Source organism: Luteolibacter rhizosphaerae, assembly GCF_025950095.1.
Taxonomy (GTDB): Bacteria; Verrucomicrobiota; Verrucomicrobiia; order Verrucomicrobiales; family Akkermansiaceae; genus Haloferula; species Haloferula rhizosphaerae.
The window spans coordinates 138,963-157,862 of record NZ_JAPDDR010000011.1; the positions used below are offsets into that span (position 1 = coordinate 138,963).

The 18,900-nt window shown below is 59.5% G+C and carries 28 protein-coding genes; 21 read left to right on the forward strand and 7 right to left on the reverse strand.

Going from position 1 to position 18,900, the window contains the following annotated elements:
* The first annotated feature begins 244 nt into the window (after positions 1–244).
* A complete protein-coding gene (locus tag OJ996_RS20410) occupies positions 245–1,267 on the forward strand; it encodes a tyrosine-type recombinase/integrase (RefSeq protein WP_264515526.1) in 1,023 nt (340 codons plus the stop codon).
* 78 nt (positions 1,268–1,345) lie between these two features.
* Here OJ996_RS20410 and OJ996_RS20415 read toward each other — a convergent pair whose 3' ends face one another.
* On the reverse strand, positions 1,346–1,597 hold the full coding sequence (locus OJ996_RS20415) for a hypothetical protein (protein WP_264515527.1): 252 nt from the start codon (positions 1,595–1,597) through the stop codon (positions 1,346–1,348).
* A gap of 193 nt (positions 1,598–1,790) precedes the next feature.
* Here OJ996_RS20415 and OJ996_RS20420 point away from each other — a divergent pair, with 193 nt between their 5' ends.
* From OJ996_RS20420 to OJ996_RS20435, 4 genes are all read left to right on the forward strand, one after another.
* On the forward strand, positions 1,791–1,985 hold the full coding sequence (locus tag OJ996_RS20420) for a hypothetical protein (protein WP_264515528.1): 195 nt from the start codon (positions 1,791–1,793) through the stop codon (positions 1,983–1,985).
* Positions 1,975–2,364, forward strand: coding sequence for a hypothetical protein (locus OJ996_RS20425; protein ID WP_264515529.1), 390 nt, complete (start codon positions 1,975–1,977; stop codon positions 2,362–2,364). Before OJ996_RS20420 ends, OJ996_RS20425 begins: the two co-directional genes overlap by 11 nt.
* A gap of 92 nt (positions 2,365–2,456) precedes the next feature.
* Complete coding sequence (locus tag OJ996_RS20430) at positions 2,457–2,633, forward strand: hypothetical protein (RefSeq protein WP_264515530.1); 177 nt, start codon at positions 2,457–2,459, stop codon at positions 2,631–2,633.
* A 250-nt stretch (positions 2,634–2,883) separates the two neighbouring features.
* Positions 2,884–3,342, forward strand: coding sequence for a hypothetical protein (locus tag OJ996_RS20435; RefSeq protein ID WP_264515531.1), 459 nt, complete (start codon positions 2,884–2,886; stop codon positions 3,340–3,342).
* 152 nt (positions 3,343–3,494) lie between these two features.
* Here OJ996_RS20435 and OJ996_RS20440 read toward each other — a convergent pair whose 3' ends face one another.
* From OJ996_RS20440 to OJ996_RS20450, 3 genes are all read right to left on the reverse strand, one after another.
* The gene (locus OJ996_RS20440) at positions 3,495–5,099 is read right to left on the reverse strand and encodes an ATP-binding protein (RefSeq protein WP_264515532.1); all 1,605 of its coding nucleotides are present in this window, start codon (positions 5,097–5,099) and stop codon (positions 3,495–3,497) included.
* 119 nt (positions 5,100–5,218) lie between these two features.
* On the reverse strand, positions 5,219–6,349 hold the full coding sequence (locus OJ996_RS20445; protein WP_264515533.1) for a DNA cytosine methyltransferase: 1,131 nt from the start codon (positions 6,347–6,349) through the stop codon (positions 5,219–5,221).
* 65 nt (positions 6,350–6,414) lie between these two features.
* Positions 6,415–7,215: a S24 family peptidase gene (locus tag OJ996_RS20450; RefSeq protein WP_264515534.1), complete on the reverse strand. Its 801-nt coding sequence runs from the start codon at positions 7,213–7,215 to the stop codon at positions 6,415–6,417.
* Positions 7,216–7,468: 253 nt separating this feature from the next.
* Between OJ996_RS20450 and OJ996_RS20455 the strand changes: the two genes are divergently transcribed.
* From OJ996_RS20455 to OJ996_RS20505, 11 genes are all read left to right on the forward strand, one after another.
* Complete coding sequence (locus OJ996_RS20455) at positions 7,469–7,774, forward strand: hypothetical protein (RefSeq protein WP_264515535.1); 306 nt, start codon at positions 7,469–7,471, stop codon at positions 7,772–7,774.
* Positions 7,771–8,046 carry a hypothetical protein gene (locus tag OJ996_RS20460; protein WP_264515536.1) on the forward strand — a complete coding sequence of 92 codons (276 nt, stop codon included), beginning with the start codon at positions 7,771–7,773 and terminating at the stop codon, positions 8,044–8,046. The genes OJ996_RS20455 and OJ996_RS20460 overlap by 4 nt, the downstream gene beginning before the upstream one ends.
* Before the next feature lie 79 nt (positions 8,047–8,125).
* Positions 8,126–8,641 (forward strand): hypothetical protein, encoded by a 516-nt coding sequence (locus tag OJ996_RS20465; protein ID WP_264515537.1) that lies wholly within the window; start codon positions 8,126–8,128, stop codon positions 8,639–8,641.
* On the forward strand, positions 8,638–8,907 hold the full coding sequence (locus OJ996_RS20470) for a hypothetical protein (RefSeq protein WP_264515538.1): 270 nt from the start codon (positions 8,638–8,640) through the stop codon (positions 8,905–8,907). Before OJ996_RS20465 ends, OJ996_RS20470 begins: the two co-directional genes overlap by 4 nt.
* On the forward strand, positions 8,904–9,230 hold the full coding sequence (locus OJ996_RS20475) for a hypothetical protein (protein WP_264515539.1): 327 nt from the start codon (positions 8,904–8,906) through the stop codon (positions 9,228–9,230). The genes OJ996_RS20470 and OJ996_RS20475 overlap by 4 nt, the downstream gene beginning before the upstream one ends.
* The gene (locus tag OJ996_RS20480) at positions 9,227–9,712 is read left to right on the forward strand and encodes a hypothetical protein (protein WP_264515540.1); all 486 of its coding nucleotides are present in this window, start codon (positions 9,227–9,229) and stop codon (positions 9,710–9,712) included. The genes OJ996_RS20475 and OJ996_RS20480 overlap by 4 nt, the downstream gene beginning before the upstream one ends.
* The gene (locus tag OJ996_RS20485; protein WP_264515541.1) at positions 9,709–10,458 is read left to right on the forward strand and encodes a hypothetical protein; all 750 of its coding nucleotides are present in this window, start codon (positions 9,709–9,711) and stop codon (positions 10,456–10,458) included. Before OJ996_RS20480 ends, OJ996_RS20485 begins: the two co-directional genes overlap by 4 nt.
* Positions 10,459–10,461: 3 nt before the next feature.
* A complete protein-coding gene (locus tag OJ996_RS20490) occupies positions 10,462–10,872 on the forward strand; it encodes a hypothetical protein (RefSeq protein WP_264515542.1) in 411 nt (136 codons plus the stop codon).
* Positions 10,873–10,886: 14 nt separating this feature from the next.
* Positions 10,887–11,720: a hypothetical protein gene (locus OJ996_RS20495; RefSeq protein WP_264515543.1), complete on the forward strand. Its 834-nt coding sequence runs from the start codon at positions 10,887–10,889 to the stop codon at positions 11,718–11,720.
* Between the two features lies 1 nt (position 11,721).
* Positions 11,722–13,050, forward strand: a complete 1,329-nt coding sequence (locus OJ996_RS20500) for a replicative DNA helicase (protein ID WP_264515544.1) — start codon at positions 11,722–11,724, stop codon at positions 13,048–13,050.
* A 356-nt stretch (positions 13,051–13,406) separates the two neighbouring features.
* Positions 13,407–13,649, forward strand: a complete 243-nt coding sequence (locus tag OJ996_RS20505; protein ID WP_264515545.1) for a hypothetical protein — start codon at positions 13,407–13,409, stop codon at positions 13,647–13,649.
* Positions 13,650–13,652: 3 nt separating this feature from the next.
* Here the strand turns inward: OJ996_RS20505 and OJ996_RS20510 are convergent, their stop codons facing one another.
* Entirely contained in the window at positions 13,653–14,006 is a 354-nt protein-coding gene (locus OJ996_RS20510) for a hypothetical protein (protein ID WP_264515546.1), read from the reverse strand.
* Between the two features lie 119 nt (positions 14,007–14,125).
* Here OJ996_RS20510 and OJ996_RS20515 point away from each other — a divergent pair, with 119 nt between their 5' ends.
* The 4 genes from OJ996_RS20515 (at position 14,126) to OJ996_RS20530 (ending at position 15,860) form a co-directional block, all read left to right on the forward strand.
* On the forward strand, positions 14,126–14,314 hold the full coding sequence (locus tag OJ996_RS20515) for a hypothetical protein (RefSeq protein ID WP_264515547.1): 189 nt from the start codon (positions 14,126–14,128) through the stop codon (positions 14,312–14,314).
* 52 nt (positions 14,315–14,366) lie between these two features.
* Positions 14,367–14,816, forward strand: a complete 450-nt coding sequence (locus OJ996_RS20520) for a YcbK family protein (protein WP_264515548.1) — start codon at positions 14,367–14,369, stop codon at positions 14,814–14,816.
* 61 nt (positions 14,817–14,877) lie between these two features.
* Complete coding sequence (locus OJ996_RS20525) at positions 14,878–15,192, forward strand: hypothetical protein (RefSeq protein WP_264515549.1); 315 nt, start codon at positions 14,878–14,880, stop codon at positions 15,190–15,192.
* Positions 15,193–15,587: 395 nt separating this feature from the next.
* Positions 15,588–15,860 carry a hypothetical protein gene (locus OJ996_RS20530; RefSeq protein ID WP_264515550.1) on the forward strand — a complete coding sequence of 91 codons (273 nt, stop codon included), beginning with the start codon at positions 15,588–15,590 and terminating at the stop codon, positions 15,858–15,860.
* Between the two features lie 57 nt (positions 15,861–15,917).
* Here the strand turns inward: OJ996_RS20530 and OJ996_RS20535 are convergent, their stop codons facing one another.
* Positions 15,918–16,688, reverse strand: coding sequence for a BstA C-terminal domain-containing protein (locus tag OJ996_RS20535; protein ID WP_264515551.1), 771 nt, complete (start codon positions 16,686–16,688; stop codon positions 15,918–15,920).
* A gap of 415 nt (positions 16,689–17,103) precedes the next feature.
* Positions 17,104–17,526, reverse strand: a complete 423-nt coding sequence (locus OJ996_RS20540; RefSeq protein ID WP_264515552.1) for a tetratricopeptide repeat protein — start codon at positions 17,524–17,526, stop codon at positions 17,104–17,106.
* Between the two features lie 810 nt (positions 17,527–18,336).
* On the opposite strand from OJ996_RS20540, the gene OJ996_RS20545 reads away from it, so the two are divergent.
* Positions 18,337–18,615, forward strand: a complete 279-nt coding sequence (locus tag OJ996_RS20545) for a hypothetical protein (protein ID WP_264515553.1) — start codon at positions 18,337–18,339, stop codon at positions 18,613–18,615.
* Positions 18,616–18,900 lie beyond the last annotated feature (285 nt).

Sequence of the window (18,900 nt, forward strand, 5' to 3'; positions counted from 1 at the left end):
GCATTCGGGCTCGTTTGCGACTCATTGCTTGTCCGTGCCCCGATCCCCCAAGCTTGCACCTTACTATGATAACACCCGCGGTAAGTGGGTGGTTAACGTGTCCGCTACGATATCCGCGTCGGGTAAGCGGGAGCGGGTATTCTTCGATAGAGGAGCCGAAGACGAGGCCAAGGAGTACGCTCGCCGGCTGAAAGCGGGCCGCGAGCACTTCAGAGAGAAAGCCAAGGGCATCAAGCCTGGGCTCATGGAAGCCGCGGTGAAGTGGGAGGAGCTCGCCATCGAGTATGGCTTCCGGGGCTTCGATCATTTCTGCACGGAAAAGTTCGCGGAGTTGGAGAAAGGCGCGAAGTCTCCGAAGCTCTCGGTGCTGCTGAATGCCTTTGTATCGGACAACCGGAAGAACTGGTCCGACCAATACCTCGGCAAGCGATGGAAGCCGTTCCGCCGCCGGCTGCTGGATCTCGAAGACGAAACGATCTCGCACATGAACGAGGAGTTCTGGCGCGCGTGGATGGCAGCTTGGGCGGAAGAGATCAAGCCGAGCTCCGAGACCTACAACCAACAGTTGGGCATGGTGCGTTCTCTCTTCGAGCTATCGCTCGCGAAGAAAGTCTTCCAGGTGAACCCGCTCGAGAACCTTGTCGGCGCGAAGGAGCGAGTGAAGAGAGCGGTGCCGGTATCGAGCCCGGAAGACGTGCTGAAGCTTCTGCTCGCGGCATGGGAGCACGATCGCGAACTGGTGCCGTACTTCGCGACCTGCTACTTCGCAGGAGTGCGGCCGGACTCGGAGGCGAAAGAGCTTCGCTTCGAACACTACGATTGGAAGGAAGGACACCTGAAGGTCGGCATCACGAAGACCAATCACCTGCCCCATCGCTACGTGCCGATCGAGGATGCGTTGCGTGCCTGGATGCAACCGTTCATGAGGAAGAAGGGCTCTATCATTCCAAGCAACTTCAAGAAGCGTCGCCGCAGACTGATCTACGGCGGCTACACGACACCGGGCGCGAAGCTCTCGAACGAAGCGACATGGAAGCCGCTGGTGATTTGGGGCCACGACATCACGCGCCACAGCTACGGCAGCTATTGGGAAGGGCTCCACCGCGGCGAAGCAGGCTCGCGCGAGAAGATCGTCGCGAACATGGGCCACGAGGACTTCAAGACCTTCGATCGCTACTACAAGAACACCCGCACGAGAAAAGAGGCTGAAGCCTACTGGGACATCCGACCACCTGCCTCTGCATCTAAGGTGATCTCCATTGCTTGATGCGCCAACCGCTGGCCCGGTCCCTTGGGGGGCAGGGACCGGACCTGATGGTGCAACCCTGGACCATCAGCACGGAAATCAGTCCAACCGCGCCCACACGTATTGAAGGGCATTGTTCTCCACCTGCCGGGCAACGTAGTGACCGACGAGTTTGATCTCCTCGGTGTCGCCAGGCTGTTCCCACTCCGACATCTTCATTACGACAGGGATGACGCTGCGGTCATCGGCCGGGATACCTTGGCGGATCTCACTCAGTACATCGGGGCTGATGATGCGACCGTCCTCGGGCCCACCGATAAAATGGACTTCAGAGTATGGCGGGGACGTCATCCATCCCTGATCGCATGATGTGTGCCGCAGCGGGAGACACGAATTCCTAGGCTCACCGAAAGCTTTCTCGCCATAGCGTGGGCATTCCGCGCGATGCAGGGGAATGCTGCACTCGCTGGCGGGGGCCCGAGGGCTTTGTAGCATTCATCTACCCCACTCTGCAGTTGGGCACGAGCGCTGCGAACCGCCAGCCATGGCCTCACCAAAATATCTGCGCAAAGAGCGCTCCGCCAGAACAGCCGCAATAATTTTCATGATCCTCGCGTTCCTGATTGCGATCATTGTCATCGGTCTTTTGAGAAAGCAGCCCCCGCGCGAGAAATCGTTGGAACGCGGGGGGGCTGAAGGCGTGTCCGAGTCAACCTCACCTGCAGCACGTGACGATTGACGAAATCGAAGGGTTCCTAGAACTCGGCCTTTTTGAGGACGCCTACGGGATGCTCCGGGATCTCCCCTTGCATGACCAACGGGATCCGAGGGCGCTTCGCGTTCTGATGTTCTGTGCTCTCGACATGCAATCGTTTCCCGCCGCCGAGCGGCTTGCTCGATACCTAGCCGGCACCGACGGACATCCACGAATTTCAGCGGGCATCGTTCTTCATCAGCTCGCGGCCATCCATATCACGTGTGGGATGGTCGCGCATGGAGCAAAGCTAATCGCCGCGGCGATCCGAGCTGACCCGAATCAGCGGGAACTCCTGAGGTGTGATGAGCGGATCCCCGGCAGCCTGATCCCGACCGAAAGCAAAAAGGGGCGAGGAAAGTGATCTCCCAGCCCCTTCTTTCGGCAAGTCCGCCGTGGTAGGGCAGCTATTGACCGTTACCCGCCCAGGCACGCGATGTGCGAACGCTTCAGTCTATGAAACCTCCAACTGATCCCGGCCCTCCGCGTCAACCATCGAGCGGTGCCGCCATTGCTATCCTCGGCGCGCTCGTCATCGTAGTCATCATCGCCATCGCGATCATCAAGGGAAGCCGGCCCTCTGCCGACAATCCGCCGAACGGCATGCCTCAAAACATTCGGGGTTCGCCCTGAGTTGCGAGCGGCTCCACTGAGATTCGCCTGCCCAAGCATCTCCGAGAGATAGTCCGCGTAGATCCCGTTCATGCACGCCCGGTCACCTAAACTGCATCCGGGAAAGGCCCACTGTCGGCCAGTTGTTTGGGGCTGAACAGCTCAAGGCCCAAGCTCCGTCTTAAATGCCTGCCGGAGTGGCCTTAAACATTACTCGTTTTACGACACGGGGGCGACTATGAGCATCCGGAAATCTTTATAGGATCTCCGGATGCAAATCACACTCACCTTGGAACTAAGCCAAGAGCAGGTCGAAGAGCTCATTGCTGCCCGCGAAGACTCCAGGCGCTCCATCATCAGCATCAAGTCCAATTCCATCTTCGCGCCTTCGCCGGACGCGAAGCTGCTTCCTCCCAGATGGCTCAGCCTCCGCACCGCGAAAGACTATTGCAGCCTGTCCACGGGCACCTTGCAGCGTGCTTGTGCTCTGGGTTTAATCGTCTCCCACATGGTGGGCCTGAAGGAGCAAGGTGGTGGCCGGCGCCTGATCGACCGCCTGAGCCTTGATGCTTGGATCATGGCCGACTATCCCGGGTGGAGGGATTCGGACTACCGAAAGCGGAAACGAAAGAAGGAGAAGGAACTCGTGCCAGAGCGTTTTCCGCTATTACCCCCGGTCAACATCACCGAACTGGCACGGGAGATCGTGCGGGTGATGGAGGAGAAATAAGGAATTTGCTGGTCCGATGATTACGGGGCTGACGTGAGGAGCGATTACTCTTCCTAGCAGGCATCATACTGCCGGCCGACCGATCATGATCGGGCAGGACTGGCTGATCCAATGCCGCGGCCCGGTCCTTTCGCGACCATGCCGAGGACCGTTTAGTGGGTGAGGACCACCACAAGCGCGCTAACAATGTCGTCGCGGATCTTGCGCACCAAGGTCTCGTCGATAAGCCGACCAGTTTCGTGAACTACACCATTGAGGCGAGGCAGATGCCCTTTGAAATTGTCGCATCCACGATGGCAGGTGTTCTCGTGCCCTGGTGGCCAAATCGATTTGTTGTTGAGAACCCAGGTCATGGTCTGATCGAGCGTTACGCTGAAGTTTTTAATCTGATCAGCGTTGAGCGTCCTAGTCTTCTGGATTTCCACGAGCCAGTGATCTCTAATTGCTCTCACATGCTTGTGCCGTCTAAGGTAATCGTTGAGGGATTGCTCGAAAAGGCTCCGGATCATGAAGGCCGCCCGATATGGGAAGTCCTGAATCGGCGTATTGGCCGCCTCAATGACCAGCGAGGAAATCTTCGGCAGCCTCGTGATTACTTCGCAGTCAAAGAAAATATTGTCGAGCTGCGAGCTATGAGGCAGTCGATTCGAAGGTGGGGGGATGGGTGTTCCGGGCCTCGCCGGAGTTCCCGATGGGCCTTGGGGATGCGGCCCTGGCTTCGCGCCGGGGTTACCGGGCGGGGTAGGAGGCCCCGCATTCTTGTTCAGCTTCCGGTTTTTCGCTCGGAAGGAGTCGGCGGCTTGCTTCAACTTTCCGACGGTCTCCACGTGTGCCGGGCTGTGCGTGTTGATTGAGGTCTTCTTGCTGTCCCACGGCAGCTTGGAAGGATCTTCGCTCACATAGTAAGCCCACCCGATAAACCCGCTGTATTCATTGTGCCAAACCGTCGTCCAGCCTGTTTCCATCGAACGATTCGCAACTAAGATGATTCGGTCATTGCACACGACGTACCACCCATATTCGGGGGCGATTTTCCGGTTTGCGGTCATACCACCCTTGGAGAGCTGGTAGCTGCTGTGCATGCCAGCCTCTAGATAGAACTTCACGCCATCTTTGAGATTGAGTTTCTCCTCGATGACTGGGAATGATCCGTCCTTGCGGATTTTCGGCCCGAAGCTGTCAATGTCATCACCATCAATATCGATGACGAGTCCCTTGCTGACAAATCGGCCATAGCGTTCTGTGACGGACTTAATTACCACCTTACGCCATCGTTCGTTGGCGAGATCATTTTCAACTTCTGGCCGAATATCGGATATTTTTAGCAAGTTGAACTTTGCGCCCTTCGTGGTGCCAATGGAAGCTACGATGGGCTTTTTCTTCAAGTTCCGGACGTCCGACTCGGTGAATTCCAAGTGGCTGAAGGTTTTCCCATCGTCAGTCGTCAGCTCCACAGAGGAGCCCATTTTGAAGATGGAGCGATTCAGTCCTACACCAAAATGGCCGATCCCGTAGCGATGGCTGGACCGTAAGCCGGTGCGAAACGAGCGATTGGCTAAATCATCCTCACTGATCCCGCTGCAGTTATCCTCAATTTCAAAGCTGCTTCCAGAGAATCGAATCTTGATCTCGTAAGGGAAATAGGACGACGGCAGACCGAAATGATCCTTTTTAACAGAACGCCGGCTGAGGATCTCATTTCTCGCTGCATCAATTGCGTTATCAATCAGATCGTATACACACTCAATCGTGCTCACGTCTGAGGTGAGACCCCTAATCAAGAAGTCGGGATCGACGCTGAAATCGACTGGGACCTGTCGGGAGCGAGGAGTCTTAGCCATTGCACCCCGGATTTCGAGGGACTAACAGCGAAGCGTCAAGCTGCAATTCGCGTGGCCAATTTAGCCATCATTTTGGAAAGTATATGATAGGACACTGGTGGGGAAACGCTGTTTCCGATCATCCGAAAGCTATGCCACTTCGAAGGATGAAAGACAAACCAGTCCGGGAACCCTTGAAGCCTAGCCCCCTCACGCACTGTTATCACCCTCGCTTCCGACGGATGGATGGGACGCATTGCCTGGTATGATCCCCGCTCGTTGCCAGTGCCGGCACGTAAGGTGGGACAGAAGCCATCCCATCGAAGCCTTGGATATCGGCTCACCGCCTCAATCTCTCCTGGCGGGGTATCGGCAAACCGCCGCTTCACAATCTCAGTGTGTTTGGTTTCTAGAAGACCAGAAATCGACCCGTGGGCGAGTTTGGTCACTGATGTATCCCAACCAAGATTCTCGGGCATCATTCGCATTCGAGCTGCGTAGTCGGAGAGGCGAGTGGGCCTGCGCGGATACCTCGCCCAGCCGAAATCAAGAGGGTCTCTCGGATCGGCAATCGGGCTGGGAAGATCGGAAATTGCATCTCGAATCGTTGTAGGATTCGCGACCGAGGCCGCCGTTATGTCAGCCTCAGAGATTGGCGATACCTCCGCCGGATCGTAGCCTATCACTACCACACGCTTGCGCTTGGTGGGTGCGCCGTGCTCGGCGGCATTAACTATGAGCGGTCCCAAGATCACATAATCTTCCGGCACTTGGCCAAGCGCTTTGAAGAGATGCTCCCTCGATCCTTCGTCAAGAAGCCCGACGACGTTCTCCATAACGAAGAATTTCGGCTTGAGCATCCGGACGTGACGGTAGAAGTGGCCGATCAGAGAATTGCGAGGGTCGTCCGCAGCTTTCTTCCCTATTCTGCTGAAGCCTTGGCATGGAGGCCCGCCGATCAGCCCATCGAGGCGCTGCCTCCCGATAGTCTTCTTCCAAAAGCCGGCCTCGAGTTGAGAGACATCACCGTTGATGACTCGGGCGGTGGGGAAGTTCAGCCCATAGGCGGATTGCAGCGTTGAGTCAATGTCCACTGCGGCCACCGATTCAAAGCCCGCCAGTTCGGCTCCAAGTCCGAAGCCGCCGCAACCGCTGAAAAGGTCAACTATTCGAGGCTTTGTTAGCATAACTACAAGGTCAATGCGATATCTTTCAGGGTTTGAGCAGCGTTGTCGATCGCAATTTGCGAGTGTCACACCACCTCCACCAGCACCGCATCAATCCGGCCGCCCTCCAAGGGCTCGACGTCCGGAAACTCAGGGTTGATCGACCTCAGAACTGGGATCTTGCCGTTCCGAGCGTGCTCTTCATCGCCTTGGGCCGGTGCGTAATCGAACATCTTGAGCGTGGTACCTAAACCATCGTTGTACACCACGATGCTCCCCTTTCGAGGGAACCCTTGGTCCTTGAAAGCCTTCACGATGATGGTCGAACCATCCGGGATAGTAGGCTCCATAGAGCGCCCTGAGACCCGGAGGGCATAATGGTCGGCTTTGTAGGCCTTGCTCACCGGGATCTCCGTCTCCTCAACGTCGGCGGAGCTTCTACCGCCGGCGGCTATGGATCCGCGTCTCATGATCGTGAATCCCCCAGCCGCCGTGGAAGTTGTAGACAGTTCCACAATCTTTTCCCGCGCATCCATAATCCGCTGGGCATTGGCCACCACTGCATCTCGAACGAAGTCCTGCAAGCTGCTGTAGCCTTCTTGAACCATGGCTCTCCGAATGACCGCGGCCTCTGCGTATGAGTAGTTTGGCGCTCCCAGCAGATCGTCGCACATGAGGCGCTCGATCAGCTTAAGCGTTGGGATAGGAATTGGCCTAGGTTTCCCTGGTGCGAGCCAGCCCGCAACGGTGCCCGGATGCGTTCCCGTTTGGTCTGCAAGCCATTCACGAGAGTGGCCTGCACTATCGAGCCATTTACTAATTTCGGAGGCTGAAATTTCGGATTCGTTAGGCATCGGATGAGGTGACATTAACAGTTTGCGATCCACGAGCAAATAATTTCCGCAATTTGTATTTTGCAGTTGCGAATAAACACAAATTGCGACTCATTCGGCTTATGCGAACGCAGTTTGCGATAACCCCCGCGCTTCCGGAGTGGGCCGAGGGCCTTCCTGCCGAAATCGTCACTACGGTCCGTCAAGAGGCGATCCGCCGGAACATGAAGCCCAAGGACCTCGTGAAGGAATGGACCGTCCGAGCGGCCAAAGATCTCACCGCCCAACCCCAAGAAGTCACCACTCCATGACAACCGCCCTCACCATCCCGGATCTCTCCCGGCTGATCCGAGACACCACCGCCCGTGCTTGGGAGCCGGTTGCTCACCGCCTCTCCGGCGAGACTGACGATGTGCTCCTCGGCAAGCTCACCATGCTCGATGTGATCGGCGACATGCTCTTCACCTCCGACCGGACCTTGGACCCTGCCGAAGAGCGGGAGTTCCAAGCCGCCAAGGATGCCCTTGGGCGCGGCTGGGACCATCTGAGCCGAAAGTCCCTCGCCCCTCGTCGCCGGACTTCAAAGCGAACCGCCTCTCCCCTTCCCGCATGAACTTCGCTAACTTACCACCCGGCGACCGCTGGGCGATCCTTGATCGCGAGTTGCCCCGCATGATCGCCAATCACGTGGCGGCAGCCTCCGTTGATCCGTCCGATGAGGTGCCGGTCGCGGAGATCGCTGCAAGGCATGGGATCGGGGAGCGGGCAATGGTCAATCGGCTCCGCGTCCTTGGAGGCAAGCCCTACCAGCTCGGAACAAATTGGTTCATCCGAAGGAAGTCCCTCGTGACCGTCCTTGAATCCGCCGAGCAGACCACAACCTGAGAATCTCGGGGAGCCGGAGACTTCACCTTCCGGCCCCCCATTTGGAGAAACCGCCCCACACGGGGCAGCCATAGACGAAATGACAACTACCATTCAAACCGCTCCCGACAAGGGAGAAGTCACCGGCCAAACGCTCGCCGGTATCGCAGCCCAGACCGGCTTGCCCGAATCCGAGATCAGGAATCTCGCCGAGAAAGCCGGTATCGCCGCACTGGAGGCGCACCTCGAAGTCTACGAAGAGATCACGATCCCGCTGTCGCTGGTCGTTGTCTCCTCGGGATGCCTCCCGGTCTTTCTGAATGAGCGGACAGTTCGCTACGTCCGCGAGTGCGCCGAGATCTGCAACGTGGATCCGGACGAATGGGTCGAGGGCTGGATCGGACAGGCACAAGTGGACGACGGCCTTTGCGGTCGTAACGATGTGAACTTCGGCGGCATCACCTACGACATGGTGAACGAGCACCACGACGTGGGTTCCCCGCGATCGAAAGAGGAGAAGGAAGAACTCTATGAGAAGCTTCGGGGGGTGGCGTTTCGCTACCAGCAGGAGCTAAAGCAGGAAGCAGCAGCTTCCGTAGAGGGAGGTGCCGAGTGAGCGACACGAGCCCTTTCATTCCGACGTCGTGCTTTCTCCTCAGGACGAAGGCGGAGACGCTTGGCAAGGCCTTCATCGCATCCTGCTATGAGTCGGGGCAGGCTTCCGACGAGGACATGGAGGATCGCTGTGTCACGCTTCTCAATGCTGCGCTCGACGCCGTGATCGAAGCAGAGATTCCGATCCGCGAGGGCATCAAACTCGCGGTAGTGCCGGCTCAACCCCAACAGCGCTCTGCAGCGCGTGGAAAGCGGGGTGGCCGATGAAGATGCCTTGCAAGGAACCGCGCTACCACACCGGGGGCATCTGCGGCCCGGATGGCAAGGGGCTGGCTGAACTTCGGGTCATGGTCATCCCGGATACCTACAAGCGCGATGCTCCCCGCTGGGTCAAAGCACAGGCCAGAGGTATCAGCGTGACCACCCGCAGTGAGTTTGCTGCGAAGCTCCGCGACATGCGGGCCTCCGGGTACAAGGCAAACCACCGCTACAGCGTCCTCTCGAACCTCATCCACTTCCGGGTGCTTCAGGAGATCGGCGAGTTCCGGAAATCAAAGCGCCGCAGGGGTAGGAAGGCGGTGGCCGCGTGAAGGGCCTTCACTCGCTTGAGGCCTTCGAACGTGGCCTCCGTGCGGATAGCGCGGAGGTGTTCGGAGCGCAGTCTTCGGGGAAGCGACCGTATCGCAAGCGGGACGTCGCGGCGCCGCCTCCACCTTGGAACGTGGTGAAGCTGCCGGACGAACTGGCCGCCCAGGTGGAGGCCATCGCGGGGGCGCTCGACTTAAACCGCACCGGCCTTGCCCGCATGGTCATCGCCGCCGGCACGGAAGCGGTGCTGCGGCAGTTGGAGTCGGGCGAGGGCCTGACTCTCCCGCTTCGTCTCAACGTCCAGACCGAGAAGCCCGGCTTCTATCACCAGCACCTCCGCACCGTCACGCCGCTGCGCTTTGAAGCGCTCCGTGCCCGCTACCCGTGGCCCCTCCAGAAGTGGAAGGGCCTTCACAAGGGCGATGCCACGGGCACGCCCATGCCCCCGCCTGAATCCAACTCATCAACCTCCATCCAAGCATGATCATTCTTTTCATCCCCGGCTTCGCCGCATCCATCCAACCTCGCCCGCGCGCCACACCTCTCCCCGACCCGGCACCCGAAAAGGTCACGTCCGGGTCCGACGTGCTGCCCAACACTGCGCCCTACACCGTCAACCAGACGAACCTCATCTACTCCGCCTCCGTTTCGCTCGCCGCGGCGATGGAGGATGCCAGAGGTATCGAAAAGAACGAGCATCCCCTTTGGCTGATCGAAGCGATCAACGGACGCGCCCTGCACTTCGGCAGGTCGCACGGGCATCCTTGCGAACTTGTGATCGAGGCGCTTCGGGTCATCGAGGCCTCGGTGCGGGAAAATCCGCTCCGGAGTAAGGACAAGATCTCCGCTTCCTGGCGGCTGGCCGATGCCGAGTTTGTGGAGCGTGCGCTGCCGATCGTGTTCCTGCTCGCCGACACGGCAATCGGACGCGGCCCGCAGCCGCAGCCCGGTGCTGTCGGAGAAGGCAGCATGGATGTCGGCCAGGAGATCGAGTTCCCGGAAGGCCAACTGGCGCTCCTGCGGGACGGGTGGCTTCACCTCAAGAGCGGACCCTCGTCCTATGACATCGAGCTCACCCGCATCCCGAATGCGGAGGCGCTGTTAGGCTGGATCGACCACCTCGGTGGCAAGACCTGGGTGACGAGCCAGCACCTCCATCAACTTGTCCGCAGCGTGGCCGGATCCCGCGGCTGGCGGCTTCACCCCGTCCCCTCCGGCACCACCACCTGAGCCTTGCCGATCGACCTCCATGCCCGGCCTGAAGCTGGGGCCGCGATGCTCCGGGGACCGAACCCGGAGTATCTGGCCTTCGCTCTGGAAATGAGCCTGGGCGCCCCGGCCGATCTGTTCACCCCCGTCATGCAGCGGATCGCCGCAGTATGGCGGGGGCCTTGGTCGGGCGCCACCGCTTTCGAGGACCGGCTCTTCGCTACCATGCGCGCCGCAGAGTCCGAATGCCCCGGCCTCTGGCTGGCGATCACCCAGTCGGTCGTGGAGCAGCTCGATTATCAAGACGCCCTCTACCGCCGCCACTTCTCGCGGGCCGTCGGGGAGGTAGAAGCCCTCGACTCTGAGACGCTCCGAACCGCCCGTCGCAGGACTCTCGCCCGCCAGATCCACGCCTACCACCGACTACCTTCCTGAACCCCTTCGCATCCATGTCCAAGAACCGATGGATCACCTTGCGCTGCAGCGCCGAGATCGACGACTTCCAACGCGATCACCCCAATGCATTTCTTCTGCTATGCCAGATCGCCCGGCGGGCCCGGTGGGACCGCAAGCCCTGTGAAATCAGCGGCCTGAAGTTCGGCGAGGCATTCATCGGCGACTTCGCTTCGGCGGGCCTGAAATCCGAGAAGATCTATCGCGGTGCGAAAGGGGCGATCAAACGGTCAGGTTACGCGGCGTTTAGGGCGGCGACCACGGGGGCGACCAAGGCGGCGGACGGCAGGGCGAGACGGGGAACGATCGCAACGCTCTTGAGTACAAAGATTTTCAAGATCGCAGTCGAGGACAAGGGCGGGTCAAAGGGCGACAAGAAAGACGAGAGAACGGGCGATACTCGGGGCGATATCGAGGGCAGCCAGAGGGCGACAAAACAGACAGACCATAATAAAGACAGTACGTCATCGGTCGATGACGGCGACGGACTGCCTGACGAAGTCGAGTTTTGGAACACGCACCCCGAACTCCCGCGGGTGCTCTCGATGAACCCCGGTCGCTGGCGAAAACTCCGGGCGATCCGCGAAGTGCCGGAGTGGCCCGAGGGTTGGCGCAGGGCCATCGGCAAACTCGCCGCGTCGGAATTCGCCACCGGCAAGCGCAACGGCTGGAAAGCCAACTTCGATTTCCTGATCCGCCCCGACAAGTTCGCCGCGATCCTCGACGGGGCCTACGACGACCACGCTCCCCGCAACCCGGTCCGCAAGCCTGCCGGTGTCTCCGCAGCAGCCTTCAGCCTCAACACCCCCGTTTCCGTCGATGACCTCTGAGATGCCCCACCTGCCGCTCGTGGAGCGCTCCGTGCTGAGCCTCATGATCCGCGACGACCGCTTCCGCCGGAGGGCTCTCGGCGAGGGCCTGAAGGCCGAGCACTTCTGGTCATTGCGACCGCTCTGGGAGGCGATCGCCGCTCTCGCCCGCAGCGGCCATCCGGTGGACGTGGCCACGCTCTCGACCTTCCTTGCTCGGGATGGCCGGATCCTCGAAATTGGCGGTCACGAAGCGCTGCAGGCAATCGCGGAGCAATCGGTGCCGGGCGACAACTGGACGCAGTGGGTGCGGGATCTCGGCTCCGCACGGGCCCGACGCGTGGCCGTGGAATCCGCGAAGTGGATGGCCGAGGCTGCCGACGGAGAAGAGGCCTTGGAAGCCGCGGCAGCGGCCGAGAAGGCGATCAAAGAAGCGATCGCCGGACCCACCCGAGCCAAGCCGATGAAGCAGGTCATGGCCGAGGTTCTGGCAGAGCTTCAGGATCTCGTAAATGCGGGGCCGCTTCCAGGCGTTCCCACCGGGATCGACGAACTCGATGCGATCAGCGGCGGCATGCGGGCAGGAGAGCTCTGGGTCATTCTCGCGCAGACCAGCGGCGGCAAATCCGTTCTCATGAACCAGCTCGGATTGTCCGGCCTAAAGGCCAAGAAGCGCGGGGCGTTCTTCAGCGTCGAGATGCTAGCCGGCGTTGTAGGTGCCCGCCTGATCTCCAGCCATGGCGTGATCCCGCTGGAGAAGCTCACGCAGCCCAAGACCAACACGAAACGCGACTGGAACCTCATCGAGGCACAGATGAAGGAGTTGGCAGCGATGGAGGCCTGGGTGGACGACACGCCGAAGATGTCGCTCTCGCACGTGGAGGCGGAAGCACAGCGCCTCACGGACGCCCACGGCCCGCTGGGCATCATCGTGGTCGACTACATCCAGATCCTGAAAGGCGAGCGGGCCAAGAATTCCAACCGCGAGGAGGTCGTCGCCATGATCTCCAGCGGGCTCAAGCAACTTGCCAAGGCGATGAAGTGCCCCGTGGTCACCGGCGCCCAGGTGAACCGCAGCATGATCGTCCGCGAGTCCGACGCGATCTCCTTCGATGCCGACGCCATGCTGATGATCGCCGACGACGGCATTAAAGTGGCCAAGATGCGCAACGGACGGAAGAACGACATTCTCCGCTATCGCCTCAACGGGCAGTACCAACGCTTCGAGCGGATCTCGCAGCGAGAGATCGACGCATTGGAGAAGGCTGAGAAAGAAGCCGCAGATGAAGCTGCCGACAAGGCCGTAGCCTCCAGAGGCTACGGGGCCGGGCGCAACAAGCAGTTCAAATGATGAAGCCCATACGTCTACCTCGCCCCCTCAAAGGAAAGCTCCCGTTGCGGGAATCCATTGCGCTTGCTCGACTGTCCGCATGGGACCAAAGCGCCGATGCTATCTGCGCCAACGATTCGGACCAAGTAGCTGCAGCACTCGGGATATCCGCGGATGAAGCAGGCGATTTGCTCTCCTCGCTACTTGCTCGCCGCCACATCTTGCTAGTTTCTAAACACTTCGCCATCTGCTCGCGACTTTCCAAGAAACTGAAGCAAGAGCGGGATCGGAACCGCCTGCGCAGCCGTGGTAGGACTGCGCCTGACTGGTCGACGCATCAACGGACGCTTCGCATTTTCCCCGTCCTCCGCGGACCTGTGGAGCGGCCGGCATCTTACAATCGCCCTGCATCCTTCGAGTCCCTGCTCAAAAGCTACGACCACTTCCACAAGCGGCAGTGCCCTGCCGACGTTGAGATCCTCACCGAGGCCTGTTATCCTGGCGAACTGTCCACCGTTCTCACCTTCATCGAAGAGCAGAAGTCGGCGAACCGCACCCCAGTCCTGCTTTACACCCGGAAGGCCGTCTACGTGGGCGTCCGTCGCGTTCCGAAGAGATAGGTATCAACAAACCTCCAGCTTGAAGTCGACCCGACCATCAGCGGATTGCTGGATTCCATCCACACCCGCCGGCGGTACGATAATCAAGTAGTCGCTCAAACTGGACACCATCACCCAATCGTTCGGCTGCTGCTTTCCATCGATCGTAAGTTCTTCGTCCCACTCCGAGACATCGATGGCAAGTCGGGCCAAATCGGGTTTCTCAAGGACTCCCCGTGTCACCCGGAACGTTCCGACGCCTCTGCATTTCTTTCGATTGCGGCTCTCGGTATCGTAAATCAGACATGCGAACCCGACAGACTTACCGTTGAGATTGGCTTCGCGCTCCGGCGAGAGAGGTAGATGGTCGGCGCTCATGTCGGACGCTAGTCCCATCCTGACCGCGGTCAACTTGACGTGAGATCTCGCGGCGAATGTCTTCAATCCGACCCCTGCGCCCTCAAGTGTAGCACCCCGGCCAAGCATCCTGTCGCGGTATGAAAACCATTCTTACCGCCGCATTCGGCATATCGCTCGCCTTGAGTTCCTGCAGCGCGCCGTCCTCCTGGCAGGGTACGCCGAACCCTCTGGATTCTCCGGCGGAGACAGACCGGACCAATTGGCACGGTGAGGCAATGGGGCACTTCGGCCCCTTCGGCAATGGGTTCAACAGCTATGCGCCGTGAAGCCGTTCAAGTTCGGCTTCAACTACATCTTCCGTCCCCACACCCCCCGCGTATGGCTACCAATCCCCATCCGATTCAAGGCGAGAACTTCGACCAGTGGTTCGCCCGCCAGAAGTTCGAGCACTTCAGCGCCGACGAGTTCACCAGCTACTTCGAGGTGACCCGCCGCGGTGTCAGCAACGACTACCCCGCCCGCGACCTGTGGGCGAACATCGTGCCGACGCTCCGGATCGTCGTTGCCCTGCGCAAGCACTTCGGGCGCGCGGTCACCATCCTCTCCAGCTACCGCAGCCCGGCCTACAATGCCGCGATCTCCGGGGCGGCCACGAAGAGCTATCACATGCGCTTTCTCGCGCTGGACTTCGCGGTCGCAGGCCACAGCCCCAAGGTAGTATTCGAGCTTTTGAAGAAGTGGCGGAACGAGGGTAAGTTCAAGGGTGGGCTCGGGCTCTACTCGACCTTCGTCCACATCGACACCCGCGGAACCAACGCCACCTGGTAATGCCATGACTGCCGACTCTCCATCCCTGCCGCTCGCCCCTGACCCTTCACCACCCAAATCCATGCCGCCCTGGCTCATCCATGTTGCGAAATACTACGGCCCTGTGGGCATTCTCTGCGCCTTCGCCATCGTCTGGGGCAACAACATCGACGAGGAGCGCAAGGCTCAGGCAGAACGCTCCTACCTCGACCAGAAGGCCTTCACCACGGAGATCCTGCGTGTCACCACCGAGCAGACCCGCGTGACAGGCTCGACGGCGGAGGCGATCCGGCAGTTCGCCGAGCGGCTGGAGCTGCAGACCGAGGTTATCGAGGCTCAGGGCCGGATCCTCGAAGGTGTGGCGCGGGATTTACCGCGGCAGCCCATCAGCAGGTGACACATCTCCCTCGCTTCGGCCCTCTTCTATTACACTGAGCCGCGTATTCAAGTCGTGGAGGCAGGTCAGGAGGCCCCTTAGGATGTTGCAAATTTTAGCGGCACCCTCGCCGGATAGGGCATCAAGATCGCGAGCGATCTCCTCTTCGAGCTTTTGGGTAGTGTACATGGGAGGTTTTGTTTGGGTGATCCCGCTGCCGCCGGTGGAGCAGCGGGATCGAGCACGGGGCTCGCTGGGGGGAGGTGTATCAAGCGGGGGGAAGCTTGACCACTACACGAATACGTACCTTCGATTACTTGGCTAGAGGGTTTTTTACTACAGAAATGTAGGTATTCAACTGACAGCGTTTCTTGACGTCTCGTAAAATGGGCTTAGCGGTTCAGGCGTTCACTCCCATGAACCCCAGACACTACTTCAAGGTCGGCATCCGCGATGACTTCGCGCTCGATATGGTGGTCGAGCTGCGCCCTTCAGCGTACAACGGACAGGCTCCGGCCACCGAGTCCGAACGGATCGCCCGCGACATGCTGGTGAACTTCATGCGCCACGAGTGGGATTGGAACGGGGAGGACAAGGAGATCAGGCCCGTACAGGTCCGCTTGGAAGTGCCCAAGCCGCTCAACGCCTACCACATGGCCCATGGCGCTCTGTGGTGCTCGCGGTTCTAGCTTTAGAGGTAAACTAGGGGTGCCGGAGGAGTGGCTGGTGGGGGCGTGAGGGGGCGGCTAGGCCTCAATAACCTTTGGTGCCACAGCTTCTATTGCAAGAGCTGCTACAGCCGCAGGAAGCGCCTTTCCTTTCACCTGTGAATTGAGGTAGGCGGCAAACTTTTGAGCGAAATACGTTTCCCGCATCCAGCGGCGGAACTCAGGTAAGGCGCACTCAGGGTAGGCCCACGGCTCATGAGGGTTAGAGGCGGCTTGAGGAAAATGCTCAGGATAGTCCTGCTCAAACTTCACCCTTTGCCCGTAGACTTCATCGAAATTGTTAGAGCGCCAGTGATTCCCCCAATGAATCCCTACGCTGATGTCTGGAACGGTCTTGTCACCCACAGGGACGCCGCTTTGAATCATGGTTACCACCATGTCTGCGATCTCCTTAAATATGCTGAAATAGCCTACTGGAACCTTACAGTAGGATAAAGAAACGCGATCCTGAAATGACTGCCATGCTGCTGGAACCAGACTCTTTGCATCATACCCAACCTGCGTATAGACAAAGACACGCAGGGAGGATCTTGCGAGCCAGCGGAAGTTCCGCAAGGCCTGCTCCTTAATGTTTGGGCCAGCATCGAAAGAATAGTATTCCAAGAAGGCCATGCAGACCTGCTCCGGGAACGCGTGGTGGGTCGATCCGTCAATGACCACAGGGTGAAACAGCGCCGCCAGATCGTAACCCTGCACATTAAGGAGGTCTGCAATTCTCCTGCCTCTCGGGCGAAACTGCTCAGCGGCCCAATCGTTTGCCGCGGCAAGAACCACAGTGATCAATACCACACATTCTCGCTAGACCTCGGGCGGTAAGGTAGGCAGTGCCGTCCGAGAGGATACCCATACCAATGCCGTCGATCTCCTTCTCGGCGACGGCACTAAGATTCATTAGAGTCTGAACCTGAACAGGGCTGGTGGGCGATTTGGAATTATTTTCCATAAGAATCTGATTATTAGGGGTAATGGCCGGTGGGCAATTTATCCCGACAACGCCTCAAGCCCTCTGACCGCGCGGGGATTCAAACGCTATCCTGCGGTGAAGTCCAGTCAGCCTTTCACCTCCACGGCGGCCCCGTCGTCACCCTGCCCTTTTCCACCCGCCGTAGCACCTCCTTGACCCCTCTGCTACCCTGCAGCCGCGGGCCGGGGAAAGTATCGTGGGTGCTGGTTACCCCACGGGGTAAGCTCCCCCGGTCCGCGCTCACTCCATCATTTTCGCAATGGCAGGATCTTTCAACAGCTCCTCGTGTCCCTCCGGCAGGGCCATCACGCAGTCCTGGACAGCCCGCCTTGCACCTTCCCACTCCTCGTTCTCGATATAGAGCCTCGCCAACTCGAGGTAGAAGTGAGCGGCAGCCAGGCGGTTCTCTGCTGTTCCGTCCCGGAGAAGCTTTGCGATCTCCATACCCTCGAGCCAAGCGTTCATGTGAGGGCAGCAATCGAGGCGGATTCTCAACGCTGGCGGCATGATCCGGTCCAAGGCAGAAAGCTCGTCGAGCGTCTCCCAGGCCTCCTCCCAAAGTCCTAGTTCGGCGAGACCCTCAGCTTGCTTGATGGTGGGCATTTCTCTGGGGGTGAAATTCGACACCACAATCAAGGTGACACGCCCCAACAGGAAATCCATTTAATCCCGTAAAATACGCAATACGTTGACTGCCCCGAAACGGATTGCTTCCTTCCGAAATGCCCGATTCATCAACGCTTCGACTGTGGCCGGACGATTGCAAAGTGGGGGACTGGATCCTTTGCGACTGCGTTCCGGAGTGGGACGAGGAGCAAAGTCATTACCACCTGCAGCAAGACGGGACCACTGCGTCGTGGATTTTCGCGCGTGGCCTGAGAAACCTTCGGGGATTCGAGCGGCGGGCGTGGGTGAGGATCGAGTGATCGATGCCGCCTTCCATGGCCCGGCAATTGCAAGGGATATCGAATGGATGAGGAGGTCGAAGTTCTCTCGGCGATAGTGACCTCGTTGTGGGGCGGCAATTACACCCACTGCGGCGTGGACGAGGTGCAGGATGCCAAGGGCACCCACCACGTTCACCTCTTCGCCGTCGAAGGACTCGCTGGTGCCACTGAGATCTACGCTTGGTGCAGCCCGCAGCGTGGTAGGCGACAGTGCTACGCGGCTCTCCGCGTGCCACCCATACAGAATGCAGTCGACGCTGTTAAGCTCGCAGGCGATCCGGAGCTTCCCCAGTCGATCCGCAATTTCATCCGATGCATGACAGTGCACGACACAAGGGCTCCAAGTGCGGAGTGTGACTGCTGAGCTGACTGCAAGGTGCGTTGCACGGTCGCCGAGTTGTCGCTATTTTTCACCATGGCAGGCACCCGACCGATTCATCCGCTCCCTGGCATGGAGGGTTGGACCTGCGCGCGTCAGAACTACCCGCTACCCGATGGTATGCCCGACAGGGCCCGGTGTCGGATCGTGGACCAGCCAGAGCCCCAGAGGCTGGTGGTCGAGGTCGATGGACAGTGCTGGGAGGTCCCATGGTGGAACATCGAGATCGGCGAGGAGTACCAGACTAGTTCGGGGAAATGGATCAGAGAGCCGGACGAGCGGGTGCGGCGCTATGTGCAGAAGCGTCTGGCGTGGGCTCGCGGGCTCAGCCCTCGGATCCCTGAGCGCGACAAGAGCTATTGGGAAGACCACTACGAATGGATCCTGCGGCGAAACGGGTGGGAGGTGCCTAAGCGCCCCGCCTAAGGTATGCTAAGTGGGCTGTTCTATCGATTAATTGAATGTAACGGCAAGGGTGAAGTCCCGCCCTCATGAGAGCACGCACGTATATCGAAAATGAGCACGAGAATCGGTGCCGTGGGAGGCTGTTGCATGCCGCCCGTGACTACCTCCTCGCCATCGAAAGCCCCGCGGCTCGTCTCGACGAAGAGGGTTTCGGCAACGTGATCGTTGACATTTTCCTCCGGCACCGAACTCCGGGTCTGGACATTGAGCCGGGCGAAGCACTTCCACCCTCATAGCTTCGACTCC

Excerpts from the sequence above, each read along its gene's own strand:
- OJ996_RS20410 (WP_264515526.1), top strand. The coding sequence starts at position 245 with ATGGAAGCCGCGGTGAAGTGGGAGGAGCTCGCCATCGAGTATGGCTTC.
- OJ996_RS20415 (WP_264515527.1), bottom strand. The coding sequence starts at position 1,597 with ATGACGTCCCCGCCATACTCTGAAGTCCATTTTATCGGTGGGCCCGAG.
- OJ996_RS20420 (WP_264515528.1), top strand. The coding sequence starts at position 1,791 with ATGGCCTCACCAAAATATCTGCGCAAAGAGCGCTCCGCCAGAACAGCC.
- OJ996_RS20430 (WP_264515530.1), top strand. The coding sequence starts at position 2,457 with ATGAAACCTCCAACTGATCCCGGCCCTCCGCGTCAACCATCGAGCGGT.
- OJ996_RS20435 (WP_264515531.1), top strand. The coding sequence starts at position 2,884 with ATGCAAATCACACTCACCTTGGAACTAAGCCAAGAGCAGGTCGAAGAG.
- OJ996_RS20445 (WP_264515533.1), bottom strand. The coding sequence starts at position 6,349 with ATGCTAACAAAGCCTCGAATAGTTGACCTTTTCAGCGGTTGCGGCGGC.
- OJ996_RS20455 (WP_264515535.1), top strand. The coding sequence starts at position 7,469 with ATGACAACCGCCCTCACCATCCCGGATCTCTCCCGGCTGATCCGAGAC.
- OJ996_RS20460 (WP_264515536.1), top strand. The coding sequence starts at position 7,771 with ATGAACTTCGCTAACTTACCACCCGGCGACCGCTGGGCGATCCTTGAT.
- OJ996_RS20465 (WP_264515537.1), top strand. The coding sequence starts at position 8,126 with ATGACAACTACCATTCAAACCGCTCCCGACAAGGGAGAAGTCACCGGC.
- OJ996_RS20475 (WP_264515539.1), top strand. The coding sequence starts at position 8,904 with ATGAAGATGCCTTGCAAGGAACCGCGCTACCACACCGGGGGCATCTGC.
- OJ996_RS20485 (WP_264515541.1), top strand. The coding sequence starts at position 9,709 with ATGATCATTCTTTTCATCCCCGGCTTCGCCGCATCCATCCAACCTCGC.
- OJ996_RS20495 (WP_264515543.1), top strand. The coding sequence starts at position 10,887 with ATGTCCAAGAACCGATGGATCACCTTGCGCTGCAGCGCCGAGATCGAC.
- OJ996_RS20500 (WP_264515544.1), top strand. The coding sequence starts at position 11,722 with ATGCCCCACCTGCCGCTCGTGGAGCGCTCCGTGCTGAGCCTCATGATC.
- OJ996_RS20510 (WP_264515546.1), bottom strand. The coding sequence starts at position 14,006 with ATGAGCGCCGACCATCTACCTCTCTCGCCGGAGCGCGAAGCCAATCTC.
- OJ996_RS20515 (WP_264515547.1), top strand. The coding sequence starts at position 14,126 with ATGAAAACCATTCTTACCGCCGCATTCGGCATATCGCTCGCCTTGAGT.
- OJ996_RS20520 (WP_264515548.1), top strand. The coding sequence starts at position 14,367 with ATGGCTACCAATCCCCATCCGATTCAAGGCGAGAACTTCGACCAGTGG.
- OJ996_RS20525 (WP_264515549.1), top strand. The coding sequence starts at position 14,878 with ATGCCGCCCTGGCTCATCCATGTTGCGAAATACTACGGCCCTGTGGGC.
- OJ996_RS20530 (WP_264515550.1), top strand. The coding sequence starts at position 15,588 with ATGAACCCCAGACACTACTTCAAGGTCGGCATCCGCGATGACTTCGCG.
- OJ996_RS20540 (WP_264515552.1), bottom strand. The coding sequence starts at position 17,526 with ATGGATTTCCTGTTGGGGCGTGTCACCTTGATTGTGGTGTCGAATTTC.